The sequence below is a fragment of the Brevibacterium oceani genome (assembly GCF_017948325.1).
Lineage (GTDB): Bacteria > Actinomycetota > Actinomycetes > Actinomycetales > Brevibacteriaceae > Brevibacterium > Brevibacterium oceani.
The window spans coordinates 3,974,020-3,988,555 of record NZ_CP072846.1 but is presented as its reverse complement, the minus strand read 5'-3'; the positions used below and the strand labels follow the sequence as shown (position 1 = coordinate 3,988,555).

The following is a 14,536-nucleotide window of genomic DNA, read 5'->3' as shown; positions in this document are numbered from 1 at the left end:
GGGGCGACGTGAGGCCGGACGCTCGCCGAGGTTGTCCGCCGTGAGACGCGCCCCCGCCGAGCTGGTGCGTCAGCTCAGGGCTTCGACGTCGTTCTGGGTGCCGAGGAGGTCATCGGCGAGCGATTCCCACTGTCCGTAGGCATCGGGCAGGGCCGATCGCTGTACCGACTGGGCCGCCTCGGTGGGTGACATCGTGGCCCAGCCGTCGATCTGCTCGAGCCCGGGATTCTCGACCTCGGGGTTGATGCCGTAGAACGCCTTCGCCGCGTAGATGGGGTCGGTGAGCTTGGTCGGATCGCCCCAGCCCTGCGAGGGGCGCTGCTGGAAGAGGCCGACGGAATCGCGGTCGCCGGAGTCGAGGTTGCGCAGCGACGACTCCTGGAGCGCGGTCATCAGGGCGATGCGGATCGCCTCGTCGCTGAAGTCGCCGCCGCGACCGACACCGATGATGAGGCGCGCGTTGTCGATCTGGTGCTCGGTGAGCTGACCGACCGAGGCCATCTGCATCTGCCTGATCTTCGTCGAACCGAACGAGAAGGGTGAGTTGACGATGACGACGGTTGCGAGAACCAGTGCCGCCACAGCTGCCCCGAGACCGATCAGGGCACCACGAACGGCGGACCGGCGGCCCGTGCGGTGGCGTGACTGTCGAGGCATGAATATAACGATAATGCAACAAACTGAGGACGCAATGTATCCACGCCGTGCCTTTTGTCACAGGAAGGTCACGGCGGCTGAGGGTGAGTGGCGGTATCGGCGGTGTGCGGTGGCGGAGCCGACATAGGATCGGGCCATGGATCTCTTCCAGAGGCGCAACCGCCGCCCTCCGTGGGTCAGCTGCCTGATCGTCGCCTTCGTCCTCGTTTCGGTCACCACGACAGTGCTCATCACCGCCGTGGTCGTGTTCTTCGTGGTCGTCGATTCCGCGAGTTCCGGTGACGACGGGAGCACCCCGGCAGTGAGCACGACCGCACCGGTGGAGGGCGGCTGGTCGGGCGAAGGCTGAAGGTCGCGGTCGCCCCGTGCCTCCCCGCCCTTGACCTTGTCACGATGTCAAGGTCTTCAGTGGGTGGCAAGGAGGTGGAGACCATGACAGATCCACACACGCACCACCCGACACGCGAGCTCGACGACCCAGTGGTTCGAGCGCTGGCGGGACCGAATCCGCAGCAGCGCCTGCAGGCCGCCATGGCGATCGGCACCCGAGCGGAACCCCAGGACCTCGAGGTCCTCATCGACCGGAGCCGGAACGAACCGGACTTCTTCGTCCGTGACATGCTCACCTGGGCCCTGACCAGGCTGCCCGCCGACGAGGTGGTCCCGCGACTCATCACCGAACTCGACTCCGCGAACCCGCAGGGACTCAGCCAGTCCCTGCACACGCTGTCGAAGATCGGTGATGCCCGCGCCTGGGAGGCCATGGATCCTGCCGCTGTCGGAACGCGGTTCATCGCGCACCCCGACACCGAGGTGGCCCGCAGTGCGTGGCGATCCGCCGTCGCGCTGGTGCCCGGTGAGGATCGTGAGAATCTGGCATCGACCCTGGTGACGCAGCTGGGACGCGGAGATGTCGAGATGCAGAAGAGCCTCAGTCGGGCGATCGTGGCCCTCGGCGAGGATCTCGTGTCAGTGGTCGATGAGAGGCTTCGAGCAGAGGACGACACGGTGCGGGCTCACGCCATGGCGACCCGGGACATGTTCGATGACCCGGACGTCGGCTTCGCTCACGCCTTGGACGCAGCCAAGCGGGTGGTCGCACTGGGGTCCGAGACTTCGGTCTAGATCGGTTTCAGGGAAGTGCCGGTCGATCCGGTGTCGTCGAGTGGGGCAAGCTCGACGACACCGGGCCGGGGTCTCGGACTCCTTCCTCCGGATGCGGGTCGAGCCCGTCAAGGCTGCGCCGGTACAGTTCGTCGCGCCTGTGCGGATCGCGCCTCCATGGTCCGCACCTATAGTGGCAAGGGAAGCGAGGTGGATATGCGCATCGGCGAGGTGGCCCGGCGCTCCGGCGTCAGCGCGCGGATGCTGCGGCACTACGAATCCATCGGCCTGCTCGAACCCAGTGAGCGGACCTCCGCCGGATACCGCGAGTATTCGGACGCCGACATCGGGCGGATCTTCCACATCGAGGGCCTGCGCCGACTCGGCATGAGCCTCACCGAAGTCGGTGAGGTGCTCGCCGACCCGAGCTTCGACACGACGCGGCTGCTCGGCGACCTCATCGCCGAGACACGCGAACGCATCGCTGCCGAAGAGCGCCTGCTCGGGCACCTCGAACGCATCGAGCGTCTCGGCCGAACCGATCCCGAGGCGCTGCTGTGGACGGTCGATCTCATGCGGTCTCTCGAATCCGCCGATGTCATCCAACGGCACAAGGCGGCGTTGGGAGGAGGGATCGACGGGAGTGTGCCGATCGAAGCGCTCTCGTCGGCAGTTCTCGACGAACCCGCACCCAATGCGGCCGGGGCTATGCGGTGGGCTCTCGCTCAAGCAGGCTCGGCCGCTGTTGCGCCGCTCCTGGCCGGAGTCGACGATCCGTCTGTCGCAGTGCGGATCCGAGCGATCCGCGCACTCGATGAGATCCGCCGCACGACCGCACGCGAAGAACTCGGCGACGAGACCGCCTATCGCATCCGCGATGCCCTGCGCTCGCGTCTGGGTGATGAGGACGACGAGGTGAGAGGACTCTGCGCCTTCGCGCTGGCCGGTTTTGGCGATGCCGCTGCGGTGCCCGAGCTTCTGACGATCGCAATGAACGGCCCCCGAGATATCGACGCCGCCGAGGCCCTCTCCGGCTTCGTCGCAGCAGGTTCACCGGCCTCCGCCGACATCATGATCGAGCTGGACCGTGCCGCCCGCTCGCGTCGGGCCGATGAGCGCTTCCGCGCTCTGCAGGTTCTCATCGAGATCGTCGATGAGCCGGCCGGGCGTCAGCGGGTCGGCGATAACAGGATCAACGCTGGCCGGGCCGGCAGGGCCCAGGCCGATATTGATCAGGCCGGCCGTGCCATGGCCAGATCGCATCGGAGGCAGGCGGCAGAGCTGCTCGCACAATTGGCAGGGGACGATGATCGACAGGTCGCCGCAACGGCGGCCGCGGAGCTGCGACGACGGTCGGGCAACCTCGGCGAGGGGAATTCGGGTTCTCCGCATTCCGACGCCTGAATCCGATTGTCTAAACTGGCACCCATGACTTCGGGAGGAGCGGGGGACGGATCCGGCGCCGCAGATGCGCCGATCGGGCAGAAGAGGCGGCTCAAACAGTCGTTCGTCTACCGCCGTCACCACTTCACACCGACCGGGATCCTCGACTATCTGTTCTTCCTCTTCGGCGGGGCGGCCTCGACCTGGCTGGCGCTGCTGATCCTGCTCAAGGGCTTCAGCCTCGGCTGGTGGCAGGTGCTGACCCTGCTCGTGTTCTGGGGCGTCGTGTCCTACCTCGCGCTGCCCAGGCTGCACCGCATCCTCTCGCAGATCTACGTGCCGAACTACTTCATCGGCCGCACCCGCACCTCCGACGGCTTGCTCGGCGACCCGGTCAACCTCGCCTGGCGCGGTGAGGAAGCGCAGATCCATCACGCGATGAGAGCGGCCGGATGGATCCTCGCCGACAGCATCACACCCGCGTCGACCTGGGAGATCATCCGCTCGACGGTGACGAAGCGCAGCTACCCGCAGGCGCCGGTGTCACCGCTGCTGCTGTTCGGCCGGCGACAGGACTTCGCCTACCAGCAGGAGGTCGACGGCGACCCGGGCCAGCGGCATCACGTGCGCTTCTGGAAGTGCCCGAGCGGCTGGCTCATGCCCGGCGGACACCAGGCCGACTGGCTGGCCGCAGGCACCTACGACAAAGCCGTCGGGATCTCACTGTTCACCCTGCAGTTCACGCACAAGATCGAAGAGAACACCGACGTCGAACGCGACCACATCGTCAGCACCGTCACGGCCGTCGACGATTCGGTCACCGTGGATCGGATCAAGGACTTCTCCACCGGCTACCATTCCCGCAACGGGGGTGGGGACGCGATCATCACCGACGGACACCTGCCGATCGTCGACGTCGCCGAGGTCATCGCCGATGAGGACGACTACCCCGAACGCTTGGAACTCGCGCTCGACGCCACCCAGATCTACTCCGAATCGCGGTCGGTGGCCGAAGTGACGAAGACCCTGTGGCGGCGGCGACCGCTGCAGACCGTCGTCGGCGCGGCCCTCGTCCTCGTGCTGCTGATCTTCCAGGCCTGGGACGTGATCGGCACGCTTCTGGACTGGAACGGACTGCGCTCGGAGGTCACCGACTACAGTTCCGACATCGCGGCGCTGAGCGACGACACGGCCACCCGCATCGCGGCGGGAGTGCTCATCGGGGTCAGCCTCCTCATCGGCTGTCTGCAGGTGATCGCCTCGGCGCGGGTCTTCCGCGGCAGCAACCGGGCGAGACTGTGGATCCTCACCCTGTCGACGATCTCGGTGATCGTGTCGATGACGAACTACTTCACCGGTGACCGCGACCTGGCGACGAACATGTATGCGCTGACGACGATCGCGATGCAGGTCGCCGTGCTGCTGTCGCTGTCGAGCGACTCTTCCCGGATGTTCACCCGGTTCAGCACCGCTGCACTTCGCGCGGAACGCCAGGATCGAGCCCTCGAGGACTGACGGTAGCCGAGGCGGTCAGGCGGTGCGCGCGTGGTGCCGCCCCCGGGTGGTGAGGGGCGGCGGCCGGCGAGTCGGGTCTGTGTATGCTGACTATGTCTGATCCACGCCGACGCAGAGCCCGCCGCCAGACTCGTGATCACCGGGTCCGGGAGCATACGAGAAGGTAGAGACGCATGACCGAACAGACCTCCGACCCCTCCGTCTTCGACTCGATCGACCCTGCTCTCAAGGTCGTCAGCGCAGAGATCGACATCGACGCTTCCGCCGAGTCAGTGTTCGAGCTCATCGCCGACCCTGCCCGGCAGCCCGAATGGGACGGCAACGACAACCTCGGATCCGCAGTTGCCGATCAGCGTGTGCACGGAGTCGGCGACTCCTTCGTCACGACGCTGACCAAGGGCGTCGACCGGGAGAATCACGTCGTCGACTTCGACGAGGGCCGCCTCATCGCGTGGAAGCCCTCTGAGGTCGGGGGAGAGCCCTTCGGGCAGAAATGGGTCTGGGAAGTCGAACCGGCAGGCCAGGACTCCTGCCTCGTTCGCCACACCTATGACTGGACGGAGCTGCGTGACCCGCAGCGCCTGCCGCGAGCGCAGTCGACGACGGCAGCGAACCTGTTGGCGTCGCTCAAGCGGCTCAAGGCGCTCGCCGAAAGCTGAGCCACCTCAGGTTCATTTCGGCCAGGCATTGGCCAGGCGCGTGAGCAGCTCGGCCAGCAGGGCACGCTCATCAGCGGTGAACTCGCTGAGTGCCTGATCGACACTGTCACGCTGGGCGCCTCGGAATCGATTGACGATCGCCCGCCCCTTGTCGGTGAGGGCGATGAGGGTGCGCCGGGCATCCTCGGGGTCTGCTTCCCTCTGCAGCAGCCCGAGTTCGACACCTTGAGAGACGAGCCGGGACGCGCGCGGTTGGTCGACGCCGATCGCCTCACCGAGAGCGCTGACCCCGAGCGCTGTGCCCGCCTGCACCAGGGCGATGAGCAGCTGCCACTGGGCGCGACCGCCGAAGTGGCCCTTGAACTTCTCGCGCCAATCGAATCCAGGATCGCCGTGCCCGTCGCGGCGGCCGGGACCATGTTCCGTCCGGCTTCTGCCTTCTGCGCCGTGCCGCCCGCCGAAGGGGAACTCACCGTGTGACGGATCGGCGAAACCGCTTCGCCCGCCGAACCCCCGCGGAGGCCCGAAGCCACGTGGACCGCCGGGGCCGCGCCGCCACTGCAGGCGCGTCAGCGCCTCCGCGATCGTCTGGATGTCATCGTCTGAGCTCATAACCGCATTTTACATGTTACTTGACATGCTCCTGCAATGCATGTCATTCTGCATATACATGTCAGATAACAACTAAAGGAGATGACATGAATACCCACGACAACTTCAGCAATGACAATGACGACGTCGAACGCTCCGCGTCGAATGTGAACGAGAACGTCGACTCAAGCGCCGATGCCTTCGACCAGCCAGGTTCAACGAACGACGGATCGAATGATGCGCCAAGCGATCCCACTGCCGGTGCCGACGAGACTGTAACCGACTCGGCCGCGGATGACGCGACCGACGGGACCGTGCTCGACGAAACGCGCGATGACACCGACGCTGATGAGGCCGGTGCCGGCGATTCGACGGCACGCGACGATTCCGACGTCGACCTTCCGCAGCTGCTCCGCCAGGTCAGCCGCGTCATGCGTCGCGAATTCCGCGCCGCGGCAAAGGACAGCGGTTTCGACCCGCGTGACTTCGGTCGGATGCGGCGCGGGCGCCGAGACTGGGACGACGAGGAGATGGTCGCCGACGGCGCCCCCGGCCCGGAGGAGCCGGTCAGCTACGGGCCTCCCCGCGGTCGCCGCGGCTGGGGACCTGCCGGAGACGTCAACCCCGAGGAGCTGCGCCGCCGGATGCGCGACCTGCGCGACAACGTCGGCGACAAAGTCGAAGACGTGCTGTCCTCCGAGGAGTTCGAGGACCTCAAGGCTTCGCTGTCGAAGATCGTCGACGCCTTCGGTGTCGATCGTTGCGGAGACGACTCTCGCTGGGGCGACCATCGCCGAGGCGGCCGCGGTGCACGCGGCGACCAGGAGTCACGGGGCGGCTGGGATGATCGTGACGACCACCCCGATCACGAGGGCGGTCCCCGCGGACACCGTCACGGCGATGCCGAGCATGCCGGTCCGCACGGCGGCCCCGGCTACGACGGTCCTGGCCATGGCGGCCCCGGTCGCGGAGGCCCCGGGCATGGAGATCGACGCGGAGGAGGTCGCGGTCGACGCGGCTTCGGGCCCGGGTTCGGTCCCGGTTTCGGCGGCGGTTTCGGTCCCGGACGCCGAGGATTCGACCCCTTCGGTTGGGCCGAGGACCGGCGCGACCGGGAACGCGATCAAGACCGCGAAGTCCAGGACGCCTTCGAACGCGGCTTCGCAGCCGGCTTCGAACAGGGCCGAAACTCCTGAGTCACCCGCGGAGGTGAATCACCCTCGCGCAAGCACCGATGAGAGATCATCGAGCACCGTGCGATCCTCGATCGTCGACGGCACTGCCGGATTGTCGGCGCCGTCGGCGATCTCGCGCATGGTCTTGCGCAGGATCTTGCCCGACCGGGTCTTCGGCAGTCCCGCTACGACGTCGACCTGTCTGAACGCGGCGACGGGACCGATCTCCTTGCGCACCAGCGCCACGAGTTCGTCGGTGACGGTCGCAGGATCGGCCGCCTCGGCGGAGTCACCGAGCACGACGAGGGCACGTGGGATCTGACCTTTGACGTCGTCATGGACGCCGATGACAGCCGCCTCGGCGACGGCGGGATGGGAGGCGACCACGGCCTCGATGATCCCTGTGGACAGGCGGTGCCCGGCGACGTTGATGACGTCGTCGGTGCGTCCCATGACGTAGACGTAGCCGTCCTCGTCCAGATAGCCCGAATCGCCGGTGAGGTAGTAGCCGTCGAAGGCGGCGAGATATGAGGAGATGAACCGGGAGTCGTCGCCCCACACGGTGGCCATCGTGCCCGGGGGCAGCGGCAGCTTCATGACGATGAGCCCCTCCTCACCGGCCTTGACGGGTGTTCCGCCGGGTTCGAGGACCTCGATCTGATAGCCGGGCACCGGCTTCGTCGGTGACCCTGCCTTGAGCGGGAATCGGGTCAGGCCCAGCGGATTCGCCGCGATCGGCCAACCGGTCTCCGTCTGCCACCAATTGTCGACGACGGGGATGTCACGTCCGGTCGCCTCGGCGAGGGTCTTCGTCGTCCATTCGTACGTATCCGGGTCGAGTCGCTCGCCGGCGAGGAACTCCGCGCGCAGGCTGGAGAGGTCGTACTTCTTCATCAGTTCGCCGTTCGGATCCTCCTTGCGCACTACGCGCATGGCCGTCGGGGCGGTGAAGTGGACGTTGACACCGTGCTGCTCGATGGCGCGGAAGAAGGCGCCCGCGTCGGGGGTGCCCACGGGTTTGCCCTCGTAGAGCACAGAGGTGACGCCGGCCAGCAGCGGTGCGTAGACGATGTAGGTGTGCCCGACGACCCAGCCGACGTCGGAGGCGGTGAACATGGTGTCGCCCGGGTGGAGGCCGAAGATCGCCGGCATCGAGAATGCGCCGGCCACGGCGTAGCCGCCGGAATCGCGGACGATGCCCTTCGGTTTGCCGGTGGTGCCGGAGGTGTAGAGGACGTACAGCTCATCGGTGGCCTTGACGGTGACCGGGTCGATGCCCTCGGGGGTCTGGGCGAGGAGTTCGGCGTAGTCGACGTCGGCCTCGCCGAGTTCGCAGCGGTGCTCGTCGCGCTGGACGATGACGGTGAAGTCGGGTCTGTTCTCGGCGATCTCGATGGCTTCGTCGAGCATCGGCTTGTATTCGAGGACTCGGCTCTTCTCGACCCCGCAGGAGGTCGAGATGATGGCTTTCGGGGCGGTGTCGTCGATGCGCACGGCCAGCTCGTTCGGGGCGAAGCCGCCGAAGACGACGGAGTGGATCGCGCCGAGGCGGGCGCAGGCGAGCATGGCCACGGCCGCCTCGGGGATCATCGGCATATAGATGACGACCCGGTCGCCCTTTGTCACGCCCCTCTCCGACAGGGCGCGGGCGAAGCGGGAGACCTCGTCGAGGAGTTCGGCGTACGTGATCGAGCGGACCGTGTCGGTGACCGGCGAGTCGTAGATGAGTGCGGCCTGGTCGCCGCGTCCGTTCTCGACATGTCGGTCGAGCGCGTTGTAGCAGACGTTGAGTTCGCCGTCGGGGTACCAGCGGTAGATCGGGGCGTTCGAGTCGTCGACGGCGCGGGTCGGTTCCTTCACCCAGTCGATGAGGCTTGTGGCCTGGTCGAGCCAGAAGCCCTCGGGGTCCGAATCGATGCGTGTGACGATGTCGTCGTAGCTGGGGGCGGTGGTGTCGGGTTTCGTGTCCATGATCCCATTGTGACGCACAGCACAGCTCGGCGCCGAGGTGGGTCAGGCGATCGCGGCCGACCGGAGCCCGATGTTCGACGCCTCGAGCAGGCAGTCGACGAACCCTTCGACGAGTCGGCGAGGAGCCGATGCGAGGACGCGTGTCTGGTGGTTGCGGGGCGGCCGGGGCTGGCTTGCTGCGGGGCGGCCGGGGCTGGCTTGCTGCGCGGGGAGAGAAGGACGGGCGCGGCACGAATTCGGACCCGTTCCCCTGCATCGGGCCCGTGAGAAGGCACAATGGGGATATGAGATTCCTGGTTGCACTGATCCTCGGCTTCGGCGTCCTGTTCGGACTCAACGTATTCGTGGACTTCTTCTCGATGGACCAGCCCTGGATGTCGATCTTCATGGGACTGACAGTCGGCGTCACGATGCTCATCGTCCTCCTCGTCTGGGAGGCCGTCCGCCCGACCCAGCCCAAGGGAGAGTCGGCGAAGGCGAAAGCGAAGGCTCAGAAGAGCGAAGAGGAACGTGCTCAGGCACGTGCCGAACGACGCGCTCGTCTGGCCGCCGAGGCGGGGGTGAGCCTCGAAGGAATCGACGGGGCCCTGCCCGGTTCGTCGGCGAAGCCCGGTGACGCGGCCGGCTCGGGCGAGGCTGTCGGCTCAGGTGAGGACGGCACGGCTGCCTCCGCCGATGAGGCTGCGGCCAAAGGGACGGAGGGCTCCGACGAGACGACCACGACCGGTGTCCGGTCAGGCTCGGGTGACGAGACAGCAGCCGATTCGACCGACGCATCCGACAGCACTGGTTCATCCTTGGAAGTCGGAACCGACGAGGACGCTAGTTCGTCGGATGACTCGGAGGCTTCTGCGGCGTCGACGTCGACTGCTGAGTCGGCCGAGGCTGAAGCGTCCGATGCCGACGCTGCCGAGAAGCCCGCACCCGGTACGCCGGCCGAAACACGCAGGCGTGCCCGAGGCAGGCACAGCGCCGAACCCGACGATGCGAATGAGCCGACGTCCGAGGCCAGGGAGCAGTCAGAAGAGCGCGCCCCGGAAGCGGCCGCTGTTGCCGCCACGACGAACGACACTACCGCGGCAACGGACGAAGCCACGGGTGCGGACTCTGCCGTCGACAGCGATGAGAAGTCGTCCATCGAGAGTTCAGGAGACGACGACGCAGACTCGCCGCGTCCTGCCCCGGCGATGCCGCAAGCAGAGTCGTCCGAGAAGTCCGACCTGCCGGCACCCCCGCCGATGCCGCCGACATTCCCCGCCCGACCTGACACCGCCCCGCAGGCGGCTGCCGCCGACAGCGAATCTGCCGCGCCGAAGTCGGGTCCCGCTCCCGCGGCACCGCCGATGCCCGACGCGGCACCCTCGGTCAAGGCCGAGGATCCGACCACGCCGACGACACCCCCTGCCGAGGACACCACCGCGCAGCCCTCAGAGGGCGCCGATCCGGAGACCGCCGGGATCAGCGCCGACAAGGCCGCTGAAGCAGAGTCCGACGAGACGGATGCGGAGAAGATCGAGGTTCCCCCGACCGCCGACGAGGACACACCCACGCTCGATCCGGAGGACTTCGACGAGTCAGCCGGCGGCTCCTCGCTCGAGAACCCACCGGCCGGCGAACCGGGGATGTCGGCCGGTGCCCTCGCCGGAACCGAACCGGAGTCCGACGACTCGGGCGATGACGAAGCCGATGAGACCGAAGACGACGAACAGGCCACCCGCAGAGGGCCCTCGGCGGAGGAGAACAACCAGTACCGCCTCTGATCGGGCGGCCCCGCCGGCCAGAGCCGATTACGCGTAGTGCGCGGCGAGGATCTCCATGCCCTCTTCGATGCCGACCCGAGGAGTCCAGCCCAGCACCTCCTGCGTCCGCCGCTGGTCGAACCAGTGCGCGGTCGACAGCTGCTCGGCGAGGAACCTCGTCAGCGGAGGCTCATCATCATGCTCACCGAGCGCCCACACCTTCTCGACCACGGATCCGGCCGCCAGCGCCGGAGCCACGGGAATGCGCAGCTTCGGCTCCCCGGCACCACCGGCGATCGCGATGCGTGACATCAGCTCGCCGATCGCCCGTGGCTGACCGTTCGTCACCACCAGCGCCTCGCCATGAGTGGAATCGACCGCGGTCACCGCCGCAGCGATCGCCTCAACGGCATTGTCGACGAACAGGGTGTCGACGAGGGCGGCCCCCGATCCGAGCACCGGCATCCGACCCGCACGAGCGCGGTCGATGACCCGTTCCGTGAGCTGAGTGTCGCCCGGACCCCACATGAGATGGGGGCGCAGGACCAGCACCCGGAAGTCGGGCGAATCCGCACCCAGGGCAATCCGCTCACCGGCCCCCTTCGTCCGCGCATACTCACCGCGCACGAACTCCGGAGACGCCGGTTCGGCACCGTCGCCGATGATCGAATCACCGGTATGTGCCACCGACGGCGATGAGATATGGACCAGACGCTGCACGCCGGCGGCACGAGCCGCATCGACGAGAGTGCGAGTGCCGCCGATGTTCACGGCCTCGAAATCCTTGGGATCCCCCATCATGGAGACCTTCGCGGCCAAGTGCACGACCGCCTCGGCGCCGGTGACGGCACGCTCGACCGACTCCGCATCGGTCACCGACCCCAGCACATCCGCAGCCCCGTCGACCCCGGAGGGACGGCGCTGCAGGGTCGTGACCTCATGACCTGACGCGACGAGAGCGTGGGCGACGGATGAACCGAGCAGCCCGGAGGCTCCGATGACGGTGATTCTCATTTCATCCTCAGATCCTTCCGCGCACCGGACCGCCGGCCAGGACACGGTCGGCCCAGGCCGCCAGTCGGGACCGGTCGATTTTCGAATTGTGGCGGATGTCGGTGGGGAATTCCGGGGCCACGAGCACGGCGGCGAGATCGTGACCGCCGATCCTGGCGATCTGCTCCCGCAGTCGGGCGGTCAGGTCGAGCGGCGCGACGCCGGGCGAGAGCGCGGTGCCCTCGGCGTCGAGCACGACGACGAGCGCCTGCGTGCCGACCGGACCGATGCCGACGACGGCGCTGCGGCTGACCTGTGCGTCGGTGTCGACGAGCGCCTCGAGGCCGCCCGGTCCGACCGGTCCCCGGGCAGTCGTGACGACGTGCTGCAGGCGACCCTCGAGCCACACCCGACCGGCGTCGTCGATGTGGCCGATGTCGTTCGTCCGATGCCAGGTCAGATCGTGCAGATCATCGCGAGCCGAATCCGCTGTGGTGCGCCAGAGATTGTCGTAGCCGGACTTGATGTGCGCGGCACTGACGACGAACTCGCCGAGGCGGCCCCGCGAGGCCTCTCCCTGCAGCAGCTCTTCGGCGGAGTTCCCGGCAACATCGATCGGTGCCAGCGCGAGCTCGACGCCGTCGATGGGCCGACCCACGCACACGCCGAGCCCACCGGTCGCGTCCGCCTCGGCCACTCCTGCTCGGTCGATGTCGGTGAGCAGGAGTCCCTCGGTCATGCCGTAGGGGGAGTGGATGGATGCGTTCGGGAACACCTCGGCGATGGCGTCCATGAGCTCCAGCGGCACGGGTGCGCCGGCGGAGAGCACGAGTTCGACCCGTGCACACGCGGTACGCTGCTGCGCATCGAGTCGCTCTGCGGTCGCGGCGACGTTCCGGTACGCGGCGGGGGAGGCGAAGACCATCGTCGCCCGACCGGCGATGATCGCATCGGCGATCGCGCTCGCCGTGAGCGTCTTCGGCTTCGTCACGGACATGTCCGGCGTCACCGAGGTGGCCCCGATGGCCGGTCCCAACAGTGCGAAGGGCGGGAACCCGGCGACCAGTCCGGTGCCCTCACGGACGTCGAAGACCCTGGTCAGCACCGCTGCCAGCGCGGAGATGTTCGCATGCGTGTAGCGCACACCCTTCGCCGGGCCCGTCGAGCCGGAGGTGAACAGGATCGCCGCATCGTCGCCGGCGGACGGCGTCGGCAGCTCGGCGCGGTGCTCGGTGCGAGAGAGCGCGGTCAGGCTCGTCTCTGCCTTGAACAGGCGGGAGCGGACGGGGCCGAGCGGGGTGACGGAGATCCGCCGGCCGGGCCAGCCGAAGGCACGGGCTAAGGTGAGTCCGGGCAGTTCGCCGATGATCCACTGCGGGTCCGCCGAGGTGATCGCCCGCGTCATCCCCTTCGGGCCGAGGCCGGCATCGGCGACGACGGCGACCGCGCCGATCTTCAGGCACGCGTAGAGCGCGGCGGTGAGATTGTTGCCGGGCGGGACGAGCATCGACACCCGGTCGCCCGGCTTGACGCCGAGGTCGAGCAGGCCGTTCGCGATCGACGTCGTCACGTGCCACAGGTGGCGCCAGCTGATCTGCTGTGCGGGGTTCTGCGCGAAGTCGACCGAGGCGATCGTCTCGTCGTCGCGGCGCGCATCGAGGATCGCGGTGACCGCACGGACAGCCGGCGCGGCGGGGTCGTCGTCGGTGCCGGTTGTCGATTCCTTCGCCGCGGCTGCTGCGGGCGCACTGAACTGTGCGTCCAGCCAGTCGAGGACGAGGCCGGCGACGTCGTGGTCTTCGCTGACGAGGTGGGAGGCTGTTTCGAACCGGTGCAGGTCGGCCTGCGGCAGGCGGGAGCTCAGATCCCGCAGATAGCGTTCGAGGAACACCGGATCCTTCGGCCCCCAGACGAGCAGCGCAGGCTTGTCGAAGGCGGCGATGTCCTTGCCGATGCGCTGCAGTTCGGGGTCCGAAGGATGGTTCGCGTCGATGGGGATGTCGGCGACGAAGTTGCCGATCGCCCACCGGTCGGCCGCACTCCGGTACGGGGCGCTGAACGCGGACTTGGTCTCGGCGGACAGATCGCCGAGGCCCATCGTGACTTGTAAGAACCAGTCGGTGAGCACGGTGGCAGTGGGCAGCATGGGCCCCGCGAGTGTGGCGCGCAGCGGCGCCGGGATCGGAGTGTCCTCGGGCTGGTGGACGGCGGTGTTGAGGCTGATCGCTGCGGAGACGATGTCGTTGTTGCGTGCGGCCCAACCGAGCGAGAGCACACCGCCCCAATCGTGACCGATCGTCACGATCGGGTGGGTGGCGAATCCGCTGCCGGCCACCTCGGCGAGCAGCGTCGTGACGACGGCGTCGAAATCATTGAGACGATCAGCGATCCGGCGCACCTCGTCGGATTTCGGGGCCGGCATCGCCTCGTGGGCGAGCCGTTCGGAGAAGCCCATCTCGAGCTGGTCGGGGGCGATGAGCCGCCAGACGCGGCCACCGGCACGGGCGGTCTCGACGGTGGCGCGGGCGAGCCTGCGCCACAGATAGGACCAGGTCGGATTGCCGTGGAGGGCGAGGATCGTGCCCTCGGGTTCGAGGCCGGCCGCACGCAGAACGGGCAGGGTGTCGAGGACGTGGAACTCGTGTGTCCCATCCGGGGTCGCGGCCTCGACGATCCGGGACCAGGCGGGGTCCCACTCGGGCAGCTGCGGGGGAATCTGAGCCGGCCGTGCAGGGAACTTCATGAAATC

Annotated in this window: 12 protein-coding genes; 7 read left to right on the top strand and 5 right to left on the bottom strand. The window is 67.8% G+C overall.

Annotated elements, in window-relative coordinates:
- Positions 1–69: 69 nt before the first annotated feature.
- A complete protein-coding gene (locus J9314_RS17680; RefSeq protein ID WP_210603611.1) occupies positions 70–657 on the bottom strand; it encodes a peptidoglycan-binding protein in 588 nt (195 codons plus the stop codon).
- 136 nt (positions 658–793) lie between these two features.
- On the opposite strand from J9314_RS17680, the gene J9314_RS17675 reads away from it, so the two are divergent.
- The 5 genes from J9314_RS17675 to J9314_RS17655 all read left to right on the top strand — a co-directional run bounded on the left by J9314_RS17675 (position 794) and on the right by J9314_RS17655 (position 5,318).
- Positions 794–1,006 (top strand): hypothetical protein, encoded by a 213-nt coding sequence (locus J9314_RS17675; protein ID WP_210603610.1) that lies wholly within the window; start codon positions 794–796, stop codon positions 1,004–1,006.
- 83 nt (positions 1,007–1,089) lie between these two features.
- Complete coding sequence (locus tag J9314_RS17670) at positions 1,090–1,782, top strand: HEAT repeat domain-containing protein (RefSeq protein ID WP_210603609.1); 693 nt, start codon at positions 1,090–1,092, stop codon at positions 1,780–1,782.
- Positions 1,783–1,938: 156 nt separating this feature from the next.
- Positions 1,939–3,165: a MerR family transcriptional regulator gene (locus J9314_RS17665; protein WP_246490486.1), complete on the top strand. Its 1,227-nt coding sequence runs from the start codon at positions 1,939–1,941 to the stop codon at positions 3,163–3,165.
- Positions 3,166–3,189: 24 nt separating this feature from the next.
- On the top strand, positions 3,190–4,659 hold the full coding sequence (locus tag J9314_RS17660) for an LssY C-terminal domain-containing protein (RefSeq protein WP_210603608.1): 1,470 nt from the start codon (positions 3,190–3,192) through the stop codon (positions 4,657–4,659).
- A gap of 173 nt (positions 4,660–4,832) precedes the next feature.
- Positions 4,833–5,318 carry an SRPBCC family protein gene (locus J9314_RS17655; RefSeq protein ID WP_210603607.1) on the top strand — a complete coding sequence of 162 codons (486 nt, stop codon included), beginning with the start codon at positions 4,833–4,835 and terminating at the stop codon, positions 5,316–5,318.
- Positions 5,319–5,330: 12 nt separating this feature from the next.
- Here the strand turns inward: J9314_RS17655 and J9314_RS17650 are convergent, their stop codons facing one another.
- On the bottom strand, positions 5,331–5,930 hold the full coding sequence (locus J9314_RS17650; protein ID WP_210603606.1) for a MarR family winged helix-turn-helix transcriptional regulator: 600 nt from the start codon (positions 5,928–5,930) through the stop codon (positions 5,331–5,333).
- An 86-nt stretch (positions 5,931–6,016) separates the two neighbouring features.
- On the opposite strand from J9314_RS17650, the gene J9314_RS17645 reads away from it, so the two are divergent.
- A complete protein-coding gene (locus J9314_RS17645; protein WP_210603605.1) occupies positions 6,017–7,105 on the top strand; it encodes a hypothetical protein in 1,089 nt (362 codons plus the stop codon).
- A gap of 18 nt (positions 7,106–7,123) precedes the next feature.
- Here J9314_RS17645 and J9314_RS17640 read toward each other — a convergent pair whose 3' ends face one another.
- Positions 7,124–9,055 carry an acetate--CoA ligase gene (locus J9314_RS17640; protein WP_210603604.1) on the bottom strand — a complete coding sequence of 644 codons (1,932 nt, stop codon included), beginning with the start codon at positions 9,053–9,055 and terminating at the stop codon, positions 7,124–7,126.
- A 284-nt stretch (positions 9,056–9,339) separates the two neighbouring features.
- Between J9314_RS17640 and J9314_RS17635 the strand changes: the two genes are divergently transcribed.
- Positions 9,340–10,815, top strand: a complete 1,476-nt coding sequence (locus J9314_RS17635) for a hypothetical protein (RefSeq protein ID WP_210603603.1) — start codon at positions 9,340–9,342, stop codon at positions 10,813–10,815.
- A 27-nt stretch (positions 10,816–10,842) separates the two neighbouring features.
- Here the strand turns inward: J9314_RS17635 and J9314_RS17630 are convergent, their stop codons facing one another.
- Both J9314_RS17630 and J9314_RS17625 read right to left on the bottom strand, forming a co-directional pair.
- A complete protein-coding gene (locus tag J9314_RS17630) occupies positions 10,843–11,808 on the bottom strand; it encodes an NAD-dependent epimerase/dehydratase family protein (RefSeq protein WP_210603602.1) in 966 nt (321 codons plus the stop codon).
- Positions 11,809–11,815: 7 nt separating this feature from the next.
- Positions 11,816–14,530 carry an alpha/beta fold hydrolase gene (locus J9314_RS17625; RefSeq protein WP_210603601.1) on the bottom strand — a complete coding sequence of 905 codons (2,715 nt, stop codon included), beginning with the start codon at positions 14,528–14,530 and terminating at the stop codon, positions 11,816–11,818.
- Positions 14,531–14,536: the final 6 nt, after the last annotated feature.